The organism is Micromonospora sp. M71_S20 (assembly GCF_003664255.1).
Taxonomy (GTDB): domain Bacteria; phylum Actinomycetota; class Actinomycetes; order Mycobacteriales; family Micromonosporaceae; genus Micromonospora.
In genome coordinates this window covers 399,746-415,894 of record NZ_RCCV01000003.1, presented here as the reverse complement: position 1 = coordinate 415,894, position 16,149 = coordinate 399,746, and the positions used below count along the sequence as shown (strand labels likewise).

15 protein-coding genes are annotated in these 16,149 nt (G+C 75.1%); 10 read left to right on the top strand and 5 right to left on the bottom strand.

Annotation, left to right across the window (positions count from 1 at the left end; translation table 11 throughout):
* Window positions 1-52 precede the first annotated feature (52 nt).
* Complete coding sequence (locus tag DER29_RS27115; RefSeq protein ID WP_121400909.1) at window positions 53-1,708, top strand: bifunctional diguanylate cyclase/phosphodiesterase; 1,656 nt, start codon at window positions 53-55, stop codon at window positions 1,706-1,708.
* 39 nt (window positions 1,709-1,747) lie between these two features.
* Here DER29_RS27115 and DER29_RS27110 read toward each other — a convergent pair whose 3' ends face one another.
* On the bottom strand, window positions 1,748-2,872 hold the full coding sequence (locus tag DER29_RS27110; RefSeq protein WP_121400486.1) for a glycosyltransferase family 4 protein: 1,125 nt from the start codon (window positions 2,870-2,872) through the stop codon (window positions 1,748-1,750).
* Window positions 2,869-4,128 carry a M48 family metallopeptidase gene (locus DER29_RS27105; RefSeq protein WP_121400485.1) on the bottom strand — a complete coding sequence of 420 codons (1,260 nt, stop codon included), beginning with the start codon at window positions 4,126-4,128 and terminating at the stop codon, window positions 2,869-2,871. Before DER29_RS27105 ends, DER29_RS27110 begins: the two co-directional genes overlap by 4 nt.
* Before the next feature lie 257 nt (window positions 4,129-4,385).
* Here DER29_RS27105 and DER29_RS27100 point away from each other — a divergent pair, with 257 nt between their 5' ends.
* The 4 genes from DER29_RS27100 to DER29_RS27085 all read left to right on the top strand — a co-directional run bounded on the left by DER29_RS27100 (window position 4,386) and on the right by DER29_RS27085 (window position 7,646).
* Window positions 4,386-4,901: a hypothetical protein gene (locus DER29_RS27100; protein WP_121400484.1), complete on the top strand. Its 516-nt coding sequence runs from the start codon at window positions 4,386-4,388 to the stop codon at window positions 4,899-4,901.
* Between the two features lie 77 nt (window positions 4,902-4,978).
* The gene (locus DER29_RS27095; protein ID WP_121400483.1) at window positions 4,979-5,824 is read left to right on the top strand and encodes a DUF4097 family beta strand repeat-containing protein; all 846 of its coding nucleotides are present in this window, start codon (window positions 4,979-4,981) and stop codon (window positions 5,822-5,824) included.
* 77 nt (window positions 5,825-5,901) lie between these two features.
* Window positions 5,902-6,858 carry an ATP-binding cassette domain-containing protein gene (locus DER29_RS27090; protein WP_121400482.1) on the top strand — a complete coding sequence of 319 codons (957 nt, stop codon included), beginning with the start codon at window positions 5,902-5,904 and terminating at the stop codon, window positions 6,856-6,858.
* Window positions 6,855-7,646, top strand: coding sequence for an ABC transporter permease (locus DER29_RS27085; protein WP_121400481.1), 792 nt, complete (start codon window positions 6,855-6,857; stop codon window positions 7,644-7,646). The genes DER29_RS27090 and DER29_RS27085 overlap by 4 nt, the downstream gene beginning before the upstream one ends.
* Before the next feature lie 65 nt (window positions 7,647-7,711).
* Here DER29_RS27085 and DER29_RS27080 read toward each other — a convergent pair whose 3' ends face one another.
* Both DER29_RS27080 and DER29_RS27075 read right to left on the bottom strand, forming a co-directional pair.
* Entirely contained in the window at window positions 7,712-7,924 is a 213-nt protein-coding gene (locus DER29_RS27080; protein ID WP_121400480.1) for a hypothetical protein, read from the bottom strand.
* 145 nt (window positions 7,925-8,069) lie between these two features.
* On the bottom strand, window positions 8,070-9,647 hold the full coding sequence (locus tag DER29_RS27075; RefSeq protein ID WP_121400479.1) for an NYN domain-containing protein: 1,578 nt from the start codon (window positions 9,645-9,647) through the stop codon (window positions 8,070-8,072).
* Between the two features lie 127 nt (window positions 9,648-9,774).
* Here DER29_RS27075 and DER29_RS27070 point away from each other — a divergent pair, with 127 nt between their 5' ends.
* From DER29_RS27070 to DER29_RS27050, 5 genes are all read left to right on the top strand, one after another.
* Entirely contained in the window at window positions 9,775-11,529 is a 1,755-nt protein-coding gene (locus DER29_RS27070) for a DEDD exonuclease domain-containing protein (RefSeq protein ID WP_121400908.1), read from the top strand.
* Between the two features lie 129 nt (window positions 11,530-11,658).
* Window positions 11,659-13,452 (top strand): bifunctional (p)ppGpp synthetase/guanosine-3',5'-bis(diphosphate) 3'-pyrophosphohydrolase, encoded by a 1,794-nt coding sequence (locus DER29_RS27065; RefSeq protein ID WP_121400478.1) that lies wholly within the window; start codon window positions 11,659-11,661, stop codon window positions 13,450-13,452.
* A gap of 53 nt (window positions 13,453-13,505) precedes the next feature.
* The gene (locus DER29_RS27060; protein ID WP_121400477.1) at window positions 13,506-14,048 is read left to right on the top strand and encodes an NUDIX domain-containing protein; all 543 of its coding nucleotides are present in this window, start codon (window positions 13,506-13,508) and stop codon (window positions 14,046-14,048) included.
* Between the two features lie 89 nt (window positions 14,049-14,137).
* A complete protein-coding gene (locus DER29_RS27055; RefSeq protein WP_233600224.1) occupies window positions 14,138-14,986 on the top strand; it encodes a sugar phosphate nucleotidyltransferase in 849 nt (282 codons plus the stop codon).
* Window positions 14,987-15,022: 36 nt separating this feature from the next.
* On the top strand, window positions 15,023-15,310 hold the full coding sequence (locus DER29_RS27050; protein ID WP_088999172.1) for an Lrp/AsnC family transcriptional regulator: 288 nt from the start codon (window positions 15,023-15,025) through the stop codon (window positions 15,308-15,310).
* 123 nt (window positions 15,311-15,433) lie between these two features.
* Here the strand turns inward: DER29_RS27050 and DER29_RS27045 are convergent, their stop codons facing one another.
* The gene (locus DER29_RS27045; RefSeq protein WP_121400475.1) at window positions 15,434-16,108 is read right to left on the bottom strand and encodes a DUF4142 domain-containing protein; all 675 of its coding nucleotides are present in this window, start codon (window positions 16,106-16,108) and stop codon (window positions 15,434-15,436) included.
* Window positions 16,109-16,149: the final 41 nt, after the last annotated feature.

Below are 16,149 nucleotides of genomic sequence, written 5' to 3'. Positions count from 1 at the left end.
GATCTTCGCCCGGGCATGGGCCAAGGCCGTCTCCGGCACCAGCTACCTGCCGATGACCCAGGCCCAGCTCGAGGCGCTGCTGCAACGCCTCACCGAGGAACTCGCGGCGGCGCTGCTGGCCGAGCCGATCGACCTGCGGGTCGGGCACCGGGTGGGCACCGAGCTGGTGGCCGCCCACATCGCCTCGGCCGAGGCGCTGGGCCGCACGGTCGAGGTCGTCCAGCTCCGGCTGGCCCGCGACCTGGGGCTGGTCGAGGAGGAGGTCGAGGACCGGCTGGCCCGGCTGCTGGCCGCCGTGACCACCGGGTACGCCCGCGCGCTGCGGGACCGGACGCTGGACGAGCAGGAGACGATCCGCCGGGCCGCGATGACCGCCCGGGCGGAGGCCGAGCGGGCGCTGCGCAGCAGCGAGGCGCGCTTCCGCCACCAGGCCACCCACGACCCGCTGACCGACCTGCCCAACCGCACGCTGTTGACGGAGCGCCTCCGCGCGGCCATCGACTCGCCCACCGGGGGCGCGGCGCGCCTCGGGGTCTGCTTCCTCGACCTCGACCGGTTCAAGGTGGTCAACGACTCGCACGGGCACCAGGTCGGCGACGGGCTGTTGGTGGCCGTGGCGGACCGGCTCCGCCGGGCCCTCGACGGGCACCTGGTCGCCCGTCTCGGCGGGGACGAGTTCGTCGTCCTGGTCGAGGGCACCACCGGCACCGACGACGCCGTCGCCGTGGCCGAGGCCGCACTCGCGGCGGTACGCGAGCCGGTGCTGGTGGACGGGCACGAGCTGAGCGTCTCGGCGAGCATCGGCATCGTCGAGCGGGAGGTCGCCGGCACCTCCCCCGGTGACCTGATGCGGGCGGCCGACAGCACGCTGCACTGGGCGAAGGCCGCCGGTGGCGACCGCTGGGCGCTCTACGACGCCGACCGGGACCGCCAGGACCTGGCCCGCTACGCGCTCTCCGCGGCCATCCCCGCGGCGCTGGAGCGGGGCGAGTTCTACCTCGACTTCCAGCCGCTGACGTCGCTGCGCGACGGCCGGGTGCTCGGCATGGAGGCCCTGGTGCGCTGGCGGCACCCGCAGCTGGGCGTCCTGCGGCCCGACAGCTTCATCGGGCTGGCCGAGGAGACCGGGTTGATCGTCCCGCTCGGCGGCTGGGTGCTGGCCGAGGCGTGCCGGCAGGCCGAGAGCTGGGCCGTCGACGCCGGGCCCGCCCCGTTCGTCAGTGTCAACCTGGCCGTACGGCAGGTGCGCCGCGCCGGTCTCGTCCAGGAGGTACGCGCGCTGCTGCGGCACACCGGGCTGTCGCCGGAGCGGCTTCAGCTGGAGATCACCGAGAGCACCATGATGAGCACCGCCGAGGAGCCGGTCCGGGCGCTGCGGGTGCTCGCCGACCTGGGCGTCCGGATCGCCATCGACGACTTCGGCACCGGCTACTGCAACCTCGCGTACCTGCGGGACCTGCCGGTGACCGAGCTGAAGGTGGCCGGGCAGTTCGTGGCCGGGCTGCAGGCACCGGAGGCCCGGGCCGACGAGCGGATTCTCGCCTCGCTCGTCTCGCTGGCCCACGCGCTGGACCTGACCGTCACCGCCGAGGGCGTGGAGACCGCCGGGCAGGCCGAGCGGCTGCGGGCGATCGGCTGCGACGCCGGCCAGGGCTGGCACTTCGGCCGCCCGGGCTCCGCCGAGCGCGTCCTGGCCCGCCTGCGCTGACGGGCCCCACCGCCGGAAACCACCAGGACCGCGGCGCCGTCAGCCGGCGAGCAGGGCGGCCATCCGCTGCGCCTGCGCCTCCCAGCGCCACTCCCGCTCCACCCACGCGCGACCGGCCGCGCCGAACTGGCGGGCCAGGTCCCGGTCGGCGAGCAGCGTGGCCACCCGGTCGGCGAGCTGGGCGACGTCGCGGCCACGGACCACGAAACCGGTCTCGCCCTCGCGGACCGCGTCCGGCGCGCCGCCGGAGTCGCCGGCGACCACCGGCAGGCCGGTCGCGGAGGCCTCCAGGTAGACGATCCCGAGCCCCTCGACGTCGAGACCCCGGTTGCGGGTGCGGCAGGGCATGGCGTAGACGTCGCCGGCGGCGTAGTGGGCCGGCAGCTCCGCCGACGGCACCGAGCCGGTGAAGACCACGTCGCGGTCGACGCCCGTCTGGCGGGCCAGCTTCTCCAACGTGGCCCGGTAGGGCCCGCCCCCGACCACGAGGAGCGCGGCGTCGGGCACCCGGCGACGGATCTCGGGCATCGCCCGGATCAGCATGTCCTGCCCCTTGCGCGGCACCAGCCGGGACACGCAGACCACCACCGGGCGGTCGGCCAGCCCGAGCCGGAGCCGGACCGGTTCGCCGTCGACCGACGGGTGGTAGGCGTCCACGTCCACCCCGGGGGCGAGCCGGTGCAGCTCGGTCACCCCGTGCAGCGCCCGCTCCAGCCGCACCCGGGTGTACTCGCCCAGGTAGGTCGTCACGTCGACGCCGCGCCCGATCCGCCGCAACGCGGCCCGGGCGGCCGGCAGCGCGGCCCAGCCGACCTCGTGCCCGTGGGTCTGCGCCACCGCCCGACGGATGCCCGTCCGGCGGCGCAGGCCCGCGGCGAGCAGCCCGAGGGGGGCCGCCGCGCCGAACCACACCGTGTCGCAGTCGTACGCGCGCGCCAGGCGGGCGGCCCGGCGGGCCACGAGCGGCGTGGGCAGCAGCACCCGGGTGCGGTCCCGGACCACCTCGAACGGCTGGTCGGCGTCGAACTTCTCCGCGCCCCGCCACGTCGAGGCGTAGACGACCACCGACCCGGCGGGCTGGCGCACCGCGAGGTTGTGCACGAAGGACTGGATCCCGCCGGGACGGGGCGGGAAGTCGTTGGTGATCAGCAGCGTACGGCTCATCGGCCGGTCTCCCTGGCGTGGGCGCGGGCGGCGGCCATCCGCTCGACCGTGGACGGGTGCGTGGCGGAGTAGAGGTACTCCCAGCGTGGCGGATCGGGGTCCGCGAGGTTGATGCCGGCGAGCCGCCGCTGCATCGCCTCGAACGCGGCCGGGTCGCCGGTCAGGGCGAGCGCGTGCGCGTCGGCGCGCGCCTCCACCCGCCGCGACATCAGCGCCTGCGCCGGCGCGGAGACCAGCCCGGCCACCGTCACCAGGGCGACCAGCAGGGGGAACGCGCGCGGCTGGGCGACCGAGTCGACGCCGGCCAGCCGCAGCAGCGGGCCGGAGGAGCCGAGCAGGTAGAGCGCGACCACCGCGGCGGCGGCGCCCAGCGCCCCGGTCAGCGTGCCGACCGCGACGTCCCGGTCCCTGGCGTGCCCCAGCTCGTGGGCCACGACGGCGGTCACCTCGGCCGGCGTCGCCTCGCGCAGCAGCGTGTCGTAGACCACCACCCGCCGCGTCGGCCCGAGCCCGGAGACGTACGCGTTGACCGCCCGGGTGCGGCGCGAGGCGTCGGCGACCAGCACGTCGCGCACCGGGACGCCGTCGCGGTCCGCCAGCTGCATCAGCTGGGTGCGCAGCGGGCCCTGTTCCATCGGGGTGAACCGGTTGAAGACCGGCTCCACGAGCACCGGCAGCACGAAGGAGAGCAGCACCACCAGGGTCGCCGCACCGGCCGCGCCGAACGCCCACCACCAGCGCGGCGACAGCCGGATGACGGTGTAGAAGCCGAGCAGCGCCACCGCGCCGATCACCGCGCTGACCGCGTACGACTTGAGCAGGTCGACGGTCCAGCCGCTCCAGCCGTTGGTGCTCAGTCCGTAGCGGGTGAGCACGGCCTGCCGCCAGGCGGCGAACGGGAGGGTCACCAGGTCGGCGACGAGCACCACGGCGAGCCCGCCGAGGACGGCCTGGGCGGCCCAGTGGTCGCCGAACGGGCGCCCGGCCAGTTCGACGAGCCGGCTGCCCAGCGGGGTCAGGCCGAGCAGCAGGGCCACCAGCAGGCCGATCGCGATCGCGGCCCAGCCGGCGGGGCGCAGCGCGGACCGGAACTCCCGGCTGCGGGCCACCTGCTCGGCGGGGAGGTCGCCCAGCGCGGCGAGCTGGTCGGCCCGGGGGGCCGGCGGCCGGTGCCAGGGGATCAGCAGCGCCGCCGCGACGAGGAGGGCGAGGGTCAGCCCGGCGAGGGTGAGCAGGGCCCAGCCGCGCGGGGTCACCGCCGCCGTCCTGGCGCCGCGTCGCCGCGAGCAGTGCGCATCCGTACCCGCGTCATGCCGCCGCTCCCTCCGCCGTGACCGCCCATCCTATTGCCCGCCGCGCCGCCGCCCGGAGGGCCCGGCACGCTGCGGTCCCGGCAGCCGATGCACCTTCCCGGCGGCCGATCCACCCCTCCTGGCGTCACCGTTCGCCATCGTGACGCCATCCGAAGTCATCATGGCTTGCCATGACGCCACGTTGATGCCATAGTGGCGTCATGGACCTGACGTCGTATGTCGACAACCTCCGGCAGGAACTCGCCGGCGTCGCCGAACTCGGCGGCGACGAGGCCCGCGCCCTCGCCGAGCGACTGGCGGGGCCGCTCGACTCGGCGCTCCGGCTGGCGCTCCTGGACGCGCTGACCGCGGCGGCGGCCGAAATCACCCGCGACCTGGCACCCGGCTCGGTCGAGCTGCGCCTGCGCGGGCGGGAGCCGAGCTTCGTCGTGACGCCACCGCCGGCCGGCCCCGAGTCGCAGGGCGAAGCCGGGGCCCCCGAGCCGGCCGTCCCGCCGCCGGCGGACGCCGAGGAGGGAGCCACCTCGCGGATCAGCTTCCGCCTCTCCGAACACCTCAAGAGCCGCATCGAGGAGGCGGCCGCCCGCGACGGCCTCTCGGTCAACGCCTGGCTGGTCCGGGCGGCCACGGCCGCCGTGTCGTCCGGCGGGGCGGACCGGCACCCGCAGCGACGCGCCCCGCTCAGCGGGCAGCGCTACACCGGCTGGGCCCGCTGAGCCGCCCGCCGGTCCGCGTCACCCCTCCCACCACCCGTCCCGGTCCGGGACGTCCACCCGTCAGAAGGGACTGCGTCGTGCCCACATTCGTCACCCCGGCTCCTATCTCGGCCACCGTCGACCTCGTCGTCGGTGACGTCCGGGTCACCGCCACCGACCGCACCGACACGAACGTCGAGATCCGCCCGAGCAACGCCGCCCTCGAGGCCGACGTACGGGCGGCCGAACAGACCCGGGTGGAGTACGCCGACGGCCGGCTCGTGGTCAGGTCCCCCCGGCAGCGCGGGTTCGGGCTGTTCGGCAAGCCCGGCTCGGTCGACGTGACGATCGGGTTGCCCACCGGCTCGCACCTGCACGGCGAGGCCTCCGTGGCGGCGTTCCACGGCAGCGGCCGGCTCGGCAGCTGCCGGGTCCGGATCGCGACCGGCGACATCGGACTGGACCACGCCGCCGACGTGGACCTCGACACCTCCGCCGGCGGCGTCCGCGTCGAGCACGTGGCCGGTCCGGCCCGGATCAGCACCGGGTCAGGCCGGATCCGCGTGCAGCAGGTCGACGGCGACGCGGTGGTCAGGAACTCCAACGGCGACAGCTGGCTCGGCACGGTCACCGGCGAGGTGCGGGTCAAGAGCGCCAACGGCGAGACCACCGTGGACCGCGCGGACGGCCCGGTCACCGTCACGGCCGCCAACGGCGACATCCGGATCGGCGAGGTCTCGGCGGGCACGGTGTCGGTCCGCACCGCGGCCGGCGGGCTCGACATCGGCGTCCGCTCCGGCACCGCCGCCCTGCTCGACCTGCACACCCAGTTCGGCCGCGTGGACAACCACCTGGAGGCGTACGAACCGCCCGTCGAGCCCGAGGGCGCCGTGCGGGTGACCGCCCGGACCTCCTTCGGCGACATCGTGATCCGCCGTTGCTGACCGCCCCCGTCCCCCCGCCCCGGCCCGACGGCCGGCCAGCCCTCGACCGGCCCGACGGCCGGCGTCAAGGAGATGACATGCCACCCAGTTCGGCCCCGGCGGCCATCACGGTCACCGCCCTGCGGAAGTCCTTCGGCGATCACGTCGTGCTCGACGGGATCGACCTCACCGTCGCCGCGGGGACGATCTTCGCCCTGCTCGGCCCCAACGGCGCCGGCAAGACCACCACCGTGCAGATCCTGTCCACCCTGATCGGCGCCGACTCCGGCCAGGCGCGGGTCGCCGGCCACGACGTCGCCCGGGAGCCCGACGCGGTACGCGCCGCGATCGGCGTGACCGGCCAGTTCTCCGCCGTCGACGGGCTGCTCACCGGCGAGGAGAACCTGCGGCTCATGGCCGACCTGCACCACCTGCCCCGGGCCGAGGGGCGGCAGCGGGCGCAGGGCCTGCTCAGGATGTTCGACCTGGTCGAGGCGGCCGGCAAGCCCGCCGCCAGCTACTCGGGCGGGATGCGCCGGCGACTCGACCTGGCGATGGGTCTGGTCGGCCGCCCCCGCGTCGTCTTCCTCGACGAGCCCACCACCGGCCTCGACCCGCGCAGCCGGCAGGCCATGTGGCAGATCGTCAGGGACCTGGTGGCGGACGGCGTCACCATCTTCCTCACCACCCAGTACCTCGAGGAGGCGGACCAGCTCGCCGACCGGATCGCCGTGCTCGACCACGGTCGCCTGGTGGCGGAGGGCAGCCCGGCGGAACTCAAGCGGCTCGTCCCCGGTGGACACGTCAGCCTGCGTTTCGCCGACCGGGCCGCGTTCGACACGGCCGTCCGGTTGCTGCCCGGGCAGTCCCGCGACGCCGCCGACCTCACCCTGCACGTGCCCGGCGACGGCGATGTCCGGTCGCTGCGGAGCCTGCTCGACCTGCTGGACAGCGAGTCGATCGCCGTGGAGTCGCTGTCGGTGCACACGCCCGATCTCGACGACGTCTTCCTGGCCCTCACCGGCCAGCCCGAAAAGGTGGGAACCCCCCGATGAGCACCCTGACGTACGCCGTACGTGACTCCGGCACGATGCTGCGCCGCAACCTGCGCCGCTGGGTGCGCTACCCGTCGATGACGGTGCTGCTCGTCGGCATGCCCATCATGCTGCTGCTGCTGTTCGTCTACGTCTTCGGCGCCACCCTCGGCGCGGGGCTGGGCGGCGGTTCGGGCGACCGGGGCGACTACGTCAACTACGTCACCCCCGGGATCCTGCTGATAACCGCCGGCCTGGCGGCCACCGGGACGGCGGTGTCGGTCGCGATGGACATGACCGAGGGCATCATCGCCCGGTTCCGGACCATGGCGATCGCCCGGGCGTCGGTGCTGACCGGCCACGTGCTGGGCAGCCTGACGCAGACCATGCTCAGCCTGGCGGTGGTCACCGGGGTCGCCCTGCTGATCGGATTCCGGCCCACCACGGGCGCGCCGGCCTGGCTGGCGGCCGCCGGCGTGCTGGCCATGACCGCCTTCGCCTTCACCTGGCTCTCGGTCGCGCTGGGGCTGGTCTCCAAGAGCGTCGAGACGGCGAGCAACCTCCCCATGCCGCTGACCTACCTGCCCTTCATCGGCAGCGGGTTCGTGCCCACCGACTCGATGCCCGACGGGCTGCGCCAGTTCGCCGAGTATCAGCCCTTCACCCCCATCATCGAGACCCTGCGCGGCCTGTTGACCGGCGGACCGGTGGGGACGAACGCCGCTCTCGCGGCGGCCTGGTGCGCCGCCATCGCGCTGGTCGGCTATCTCTGGGCGAAGAAGCTGTTCAACCGGGACCCGTCCCGCTGACCGTCACCCCCCGACGCCCGTTCCCCGCGCCACCGGCCCCGGGGAGCGGGCGTCGCCGTGGCCCGTCACGCGACGCGCCGGCGTCTGGTGGACCGCCCGGCCGGCCGGGGCGCGGGCAGCACCTCCACCTCGAACCCGGCTCGGGCGAACACCTCGATCGCCCGGGCCTCCGCGCCGTCGAGCCCGGCGGCCGGGGACGAATCGTCGAGCAGGGCGGTCACCAGGCAGTCGGCGCAGCCGTCGCCCCGGATACCGCACCCCGCGCAGTCGATGAGCATCTCGCCTCCTGATGCGCTGCGGCGACCGGGCGCGGCGTCACCGTCGCCACCCGAGCACCGTCGGTCACCACGACGGTAGGCGCGGGGTACGACAGAAAAGGGACAAGCGGTCGCGGACGGCCCGAAAGCGATCAAGCACCCCGGATCAGGAGCGGGCCAGGCGGCGCAGCAGGGAGTCGGCGCCGAGCGGGTACGCCCCGTGCCGGCGTACGCCGTCGGCGACCTCGCGGTCGGAGGAGACCACCACCACCGGCCGTCCCGGCGGCTCGGCGCGGACCAGGCGCCGGATCAGCTCGTCGGCGGTCTCCCCCTTGCGGGAGAAGAGCACCCGTACGCCGCGCGGCGTCGGCGGCAGCCCGTGCATCCGTTCGGCGCCGTCGAAGACCACCGTGACCTCGTCGCCGGTCTGCGCGGCGATCCCGCCCAGGCCGGTGATCAGCCGCTTGCGCTGCTGTTCCAGGGACATCTCGCCGAAGCCGCGCTTGGTCACGTTGTAGCCGTCGACGACGAGGTGCGCCCTGGGCAGGGCGAGCAGCTGGTCGAGGCGGGCCGGGTCGTCGGTGTCCCGGGCGCGCGTCGCGGCGCCGGCCGCCGGGGCGGCGGTCTGGTCGGCGAAGGCGTCGGCGACGAAATCCGCGGGCAGCTTGTCGACCGGGTCGAGCGCCAGCTCGCGGCGCAGCCCGACCGCGGCCTGCCCGATGGTCTCCAGCAGCAGCCAGAGCCGGGCGTCGTCGACCGAGCGGGCCTCCTTGGCGCTGGCTCGGGCGACCCCCGCCGCCGCCTCGGCCTCGGCCAGCCGGGCCCGGACCCGGCGCAGCTCGGCGTCGGCGTCCGCCGCCGCGCGGGTGGCCCGACCCCGCTCGGTGGCGAGCAGCTCGCTGGCCTTGCGCTCGCGGGCCTGCGTCTCGCGCAGCGACCGGGTCAGCTGCCGGCTCTCCTCGCGCAGCTGGCCGAGCTCCTCGCGGACCCGGGCCAGCTCGTCGCGGAGCTTCTCCGCCTCGACCCGGGCCACCGCCCGGTCGTGCTCGGCGCGGGTGGCCCGCTGCTCGGCCTCGCGGACCAGCTCGGCGACCACCGCGCTGTCGGCCTCGGCGCGGACCGCCGCGCCGCTGGCCTCGATCAGCTCCCGCCAGCCCCGGGGGCGGGCCAGGTAGGCCAGCGCGGCCACCTCGACCGGGTCGGCGGCGGCCGGCGCGGTGCCCTCCAGCACGGCGGCGCCCAGGTCGCCGGTGTCGGCGAGGACCCGGGCGGTGATCCGCTGGCGGAACAGCGGGTCCGCGGTGAGCTGGGCGGCGATGGCCGGGGCGCCGAGCCGCGCGCGGCGGTTGGGGGCGAACTTGGCGACCCGACGCAGCGGCACCGGCACCTCGTCGGCGGGCAGCCCGGGCAGCACCGTCGCGGTGAGCGCCACGATGCGCTGCCGGACCGGCTCGGGCAGCACGGGCTCCGGCTCGGGCGCCGACGCCTCGCCCTCGGACGCCTCGGGCCCGGACTCCTCACGCCCAGAGGCCTCAGCCTCGGGCGCCTCGGGCCCGGCCGCCTCGGCCTCGGGCACGGACTCCCCAGCCTCGGACGCCTCAGGCCCGGCCGCCGGAGCCGACGCCTCCGGCGCGGCGGCCCCGGGCGGGGCGGTCTCGTCGGAGGCGCCCCCACCGGCGTCGCGCGCAGCGTCGACCGGATCCTCCTGCCGGAGGCGGTCGTCGTGCGGCTCGGTGAGGGGCATGTGGCAAGTCTCCCACCGCTGCCGGGCCCACCGCCCGGTGAGTGAGCCGATCTCTCATCCTAGACCGGTGGTGACGTCTGATGCCGTTGGGACGGGAGTGTCGGACCGGACCGTTAGCGTGCCGCCGATGGCACAGACCGAGTACGTCCAGGAGCCGCTGGCCGGTTTCGACCCCGGCGCGGGCGGGATCGACCCGGCGCTGCCGCTGTACGCGACGACGTTCGTGGTGGTCGACCTGGAGACCACCGGCGGCGCGCCGGACGGCGGCGGGATCACCGAGATCGGCGCGGTCAAGGTGCGCGGCGGCGAGGAGCTGGGCGTGCTGGCCACCCTGGTCAACCCCGGCGTGCCCATCCCCCCGTTCATCACCGTGCTCACCGGCATCACCCAGGCCATGCTGGTGCCGGCCCCGCCGATCGAGCAGGTGCTGCCGAGCTTCCTGGAGTTCATCACCGACGCCGTGCTGGTCGCCCACAACGCCCCCTACGACGTGGGCTTCCTCAAGGCCGCGTGCGCGAAGCACGGCTACCGCTGGCCCAACCCGCGGGTGCTCGACACCGCCGCGCTGGCCCGCCGGGTGCTCACCCGCGACGAGGTGCCCAACCGCAAGCTCGGCACCCTCGCGGCCTACTTCCGCACCGCCACCCAGCCGACCCACCGGGCCCTCGACGACGCCAAGGCCACCGTCGACGTGCTGCACGGGCTGATCGCCCGCCTGGGCGGGCACCGGGTCGACACCGTCGGCGACGCCATCGAGTTCGCCCGGGCGGTCACCCCCACCCAGCGGCGCAAGCGGCACCTGGCCGAGGGGCTGCCGAAGGCGCCGGGGGTCTACATCTTCCGGGCCGCCGACGACCGGCCGCTCTACGTCGGCACCTCCGGCGACATCGCCACCCGGGTGCGCAGCTACTTCACGGCGGCGGAGAAGCGGGCCCGCATCTCCGAGATGCTCGCCGCGGCGGAGCGGGTGGAGGCGGTGGAGTGCGCCCACTCGCTGGAGGCGGAGGTCCGGGAGCTGCGGCTGATCGGGGCGCACGCCCCGCCGTACAACCGGCGGTCGAAGTTTCCGGAGCGGATGCTCTGGCTGAAGCTGACCGACGGGCCGTACCCCCGGCTGTCGGTGGTCCGGGCCATCTCCCCCGGCGACGCCGCCTACCTCGGGCCGTTCAGCTCCCGGCGGGCGGCGGAGCTGGCCGCCGCCGGCTTCTACGACGCCGTGCCGCTGCGTCAGTGCACCCACCGGCTCTCGCTGCGCACGCTCACGCCGGCCTGCGCGCTGGCCGAGCTGGGTCGCTGCCCGGCGCCCTGCGAGCACCGGATCTCCCCCGAGGAGTACGACGCCCGCGCGGTCGCGCCGTTCCGCACCGCCACCGCCAGCGACCCCGGGCCGGTGGTCGACGCCCTGCTCGCCCGGATCGACACGCTCTCGGACGCCCGGCGCTACGAGGAGGCGGCGGTGGCCCGGTCCCGGCTGGCGGCGGTGCTGCGGGCGACCGTGCGGATGCAACGGCTGACGGCGCTGACCGGGATCGCCGAGCTGGCCGCCGCGCGTCCGGCGGCCAACGGCGGCTGGGAGCTGGCGCTGGTGCGGCACGGCCGGCTGGCCGGGGCGGGGGTCTCACCTCCCGGTGTCCATCCCCGACCGACGATCGCCGCGATCCGGGCGACCGCCGAGACCGTCCTGCCCGGCCACGGCCCGGTCCCGCGCGCCTCGGCCGAGGAGACCGAACGCATCCTGTCCTGGTTGGAGCGACCGGAGACCAGGCTGGTGGAGATGTCGTCCGGTTGGGCGTCCCCGGTGGCCGGCGCGGCCCGCTTCCGCGACCTGCTGCGCAAGGCCGAGAACGCCGCGTCCCACCAAAGCTCGACCGAACGCCCATGACCAAGTGACCGATCGGACTACCTCCACTCCCTTAGGCTGTTAGAGAAGTGCAGTCCTGCCCGTTTCGTGGGCCTGCTCCCGGTTGCCGGGTGTCGGCGGCCGTGGAGCCGGGGTGAGGAGGTGTCCCACGTGGACGTCGACGCCGGACGCGGCGCCGCCCTGGGGGGCGCCCTTCCGACCCAACCGGGCGAGCTGCCGCTGGCCCGCCGGCTGCGCGCGCTGCTGAGCTGGCCCACCGCCGACACCGACCCGGTCAGCCAACTCGTCCGGACCCACCGGACGATCCACCCCGGCACCGAGCCCTCCGTGCTGCGCCGGGCCTACACCATCGCGGAGAACATGCACCGCGGGCAGTTCCGCAAGAGCGGCGAGCCCTACATCACGCACCCGCTGGCCGTGGCCCAGATCTGCGCCGAGATCGGCATGGACGCCATCACGCTGGTCGCCGCGCTGCTGCACGACACCGTGGAGGACACCCGCTACACCCTCCAGGCGCTCGCCGAGGACTTCGGGCCGGAGGTGGCGCACCTGGTCGACGGGGTGACCAAGTTCGACAAGGCCTTCTACGGCAAGGCCGCCGAGGCCGAGACGATCCGCAAGATGATCATCGCGGCCGGCAAGGACGTCCGGGTCCTGATCATCAAGTTGGCCGACCGGCTGCACAACATGCGCACCCTGGGCGTCCGGTCCGCGGCGTCCCGGGAGCGCATCGCCCGCAAGACGCAGGAGGTGCTGGTCCCGCTCTGCGACCGGCTCGGCATCCAGACGCTCAAGCGCGAACTCGACGACGTGGTGCTGCTGCACCTGGAGCCCGACGAGCACGCCCGGATCGCCCGGCACGTGCACGACCGGCCCGGCTGGGACGCGTACCTCGACGAGGTGGTCGCCCGGGCGAAGTCGGCCCTGCGCCGCAGCCGGGTGGACGCGGCGGTGACCCCCCGCCCCCGGCACCTCTACTCGATCTGGAAGGACACCGTGGCCGGAGGCCACAGCGCCCCCTTCGACCTGCCCCGCATCGCGATCGTGGTGGACGGCCCGGCGACCGACTGCTACGCGGCGCTCGGCGCGGTCCACGGCCTGTGGCGGCCGATTCCCGGCCGGTTCAAGGACTTCATCGCCTCCCCCAAGAACAACCTCTACCGCTCCCTGCACACCAGCGTCTGCGGGCCCAAAAACCGCACCGTGGAGGTGCTGATCCGCACCGAGGAGATGCACCGCTCGGCGGAGTACGGCGTCGCCGCCGACTTCCGCTTCCCGCGCTCCGGCGGCGGCACGGCCACGGCCCGGGCGGAGCAGCTCGACTGGCTGCGCCGGGTGCTCGACTGGGAGCAGGACACGGCCGACCCCGCCCAGTTCCTCGAATCGCTGCGCTGCGACCTCGCCGAGGCGCAGGTCCAGGTCTTCGCCGACGGGCGACAGGTCGTGCTGCCCGCCGGGGCGACCCCGGTGGACCTCGCGTACGAGTTGGGCACCGAGCGGGGCGACCACTGCCTCGCGGCGCGGATCAACGGCCGGCTGGCCCCCCTCTCCTCCGAACTGGACGAGGGCGACGTGGTGGAGATCTTCACCGAGACCGACGCGGCGAACGGCTTCGACGCCGACGTCGCCCCGCGTGGCCCCCGCCGGGAGTGGCTCGGCTTCGTCAAGTCGCCGCAGGCGCAGATGCAGATCAGCCGCTGGTTCGCCGAGCACACCGAGCCCGGCATCTCCATCACCGACAAGGTCCGTCTCGGCCGGGCCACCATCGGGCTGGCCCTGCGCAAGCACGACCGGGGCCTCGCCAGCGACCTGCCGCTGCTGCGGCTGTCGGAGGAGCTGGGCTACCCCGACCTGGAGACGCTGCTGGTCGCGGTGTTCGACCGGGTGATCGAACCGGACACGGTCGTACGCCAGCTCATCGACCTGGTGGACCACCGGCAGTGACCGCTCCGGGCCCGGGTGGTCCGAACGTTCCTCGCGGCCACTAGCCTGGACGCATGATCCCCCGCTCGCGCGCCACCGGCCGGGCCGTCGCCTACCAGGTCTTCTACCGGCTGCCGTTGCCGGTACGCCGCCGCCTGGTCCGGCTGGCCGTACCGAAGTACATCGTCGGCGCGGTCACCCTGGTCCGGGACAGCGAGGCCGAGGGCGCGGGCCGGCTGCTGCTGCTGCGCCAGCCGCCCGGCAAGGGCTGGGGCCTGCCCGCCGGCCTGTTGCAGAAGGGCGAGGCACCGGTGGTGGGCGCCGCCCGGGAGCTGCACGAGGAGTCCGGCATCCGGCTCTCGCCCCGGCAACTGAGCCCCGCCGTCCCGAACGCCGTGGTGCACGCCAAGGGCTGGGTGGACGTCGTGTTCACCGCCGAGGTACCGGCGTCGACCACCGAGCTGAAGGTCGACGGCGCCGAGGTCTACGAGGCCGCCTGGCACCCGCTGGACGACCTGCCCAAGCTGACCTGGCCGACGGCCCGGCTGCTCGCGTACTACGACATCGGGCCGCTGGCCGGGCAGTTCCCGCCACCGGTGCCCGACACGAAGCCGTGAACCCCGGCCGCGCCGCCGACGGCGGGGCCGGCGCCGCCCACACCGGCCACGGCACGACGCCGGCCGCCGGCGGGGCCGGGCTCTGCGCGGTGGTGCTCGCCGCCGGCGAGGGCACCCGACTGCGGCCGCTGACCGAGCGGCTGCCAAAGGCGCTCTGCCCGGTGGGCAACGTGCCGCTGCTCGACCGGGCGCTGGACCGGCTGGCCGGGCTCGGCCTGGTCGGGCCCGACCGGGTCGCCGTCAACGCCTGCTACCTCGCCGACCAGGTCGTCGCGCACGTCGGGGACCGCGCCCACCTCTCGGTGGAGCCGGGCGACCCGCTCGGCACCGCCGGCGGGGTGGCTAACCTGCGGGAGTGGATCGCCGGGCGCGGGGTCCTCGTCGGCAACGCCGACGCCTACCTCGCTGACCCGGCACGACCCCCGGGCCCCGACATCGCCGCGCTGCTGCGCGACTGGGACGGCGACTCCGTACGCCTGCTCGGCCAGCCCGCCGCCGACCCGGCGGCGCCCGGCACCTTCGACGGCCACGTGTTCACCGGCTTCTCCCTGCTGCCGTGGCGGCTGGTGCGGGAGCTGCCGGTCGGGTTCGGCGACCTCGTCCGGGCGCTCTGGCGCCCGGCGGAGGCGGCCGGCGCGCTGACCGTCGTGCCCTACCCCGGCACGTTCTACGACACCGGCACGCCGGCCGACTACCTGGCGGCCAACCTGCACGCGGCCGGCGGCGGCAACCTGGTGGACCCCACGGCCACGGTGACCGGCCGCTGCCGCTCGGCGGTGGTCGGCGCGGGCGCCGTCGTCCACGGCGAGGTGGAGCGGGCGGTCGTCTGGCCCGGCGCCACCGTCGGCCCCGGCGAGCACCTGCGCGACGCCGTACGCTCCGGCACCGCCCTCACCGTCCCCGGCACACCGCCGTCCCCGGGCCGCGGAAACATTTAGCATGGGCGACGACGCCGACGAACGGAGAAATGCCCCGTGATCACCGCGATCGTGCTGATCGACTGCGCCACCGACTCGATCCCCGAGGTGGCCGAGAACCTGGCCAACCTGCCCGGCGTCAGCGAGGTCTACTCGGTGGCCGGCCACGTCGACCTGATCGCGATGGTCCGGGTCCGGGAGTTCGAGCAGATCGCCCAGGTGATCGCCGGCAGCATCTCCAAGGTGCCGGGGGTGCTCAACACCGAGTCGCACATCGCCTTCCGGGCGTACTCCCAGCACGATCTGGAGGAGGCGTTCGCGATCGGCCTCGCGAACGCCGACTGACGCGGGCGCCGAGGGCCGCCACCGGCGCAGCGGTACGGGCGGCGGCCGCGCGACGCGGCCCGCCGGGGACGCCGGACGGCCGGCCCACCCCTCGGGGATGGACCGGCCGTCGTGGCGCGGACGTCAGCTCTGCGTGGGAGCGGGCGTCTCGAAGGTGCCACCCGGAGCCGGCGACTCGGTGGTGCCGCCCGGAGCCGGGGTCTCGGTGGTGCCACCCGGAGCCGGCGTCGTGCCGCCCGGGCTCGGGGTGCCGCTGGCGGTGGCCTGCGGCACCGGGATGCCCAGCTGCTCCGCCAGCTGCACCAGCGCGTCGTAGTGCGCCTGCAGGGTCGGCAGGGCGGTCTGGGCCAGCTGGACCACCGACTGTTCGGAGCCCTGCGAGATCTCCGTCTGGGTGGCCTGGATGGCCTGGACGTGGCCGGCCAACTCGCTGGTCACCCAGAGCCGGTCGAACTCCTCGCCGCTGGCGTTGTTCAGCTGGTCGATGACGGACTGCTGATCCGCCGTCGGCTCGCTCGGCAGCTCCACGCCCAGCTGGGACGCGGTCTGCTGCACCGTCTGGTCGAGCTGCGTGTGGTCCGTCTTCAACCGGGCGCCCAGGTCCTTGACCCCCTGGCTCTGGCCCTTCTGCTGGGCCAGGTCACCCGCGGTGATCTCGAACAGATTGACCTGGTGCACGGCCTGCAGGTACTGGGTGTCCTGCTGCGACGGCTGCACCGCGGCCTGTGCCGCCGCGGCCGGCGCGATCCCCACCAGCACCAGCGCGGCCAGCAGGCCGAGGCGTTTGATACCCAACATGCTTCCCCCCTTGAGACGTTGGATCGCACGGATACCCGGCT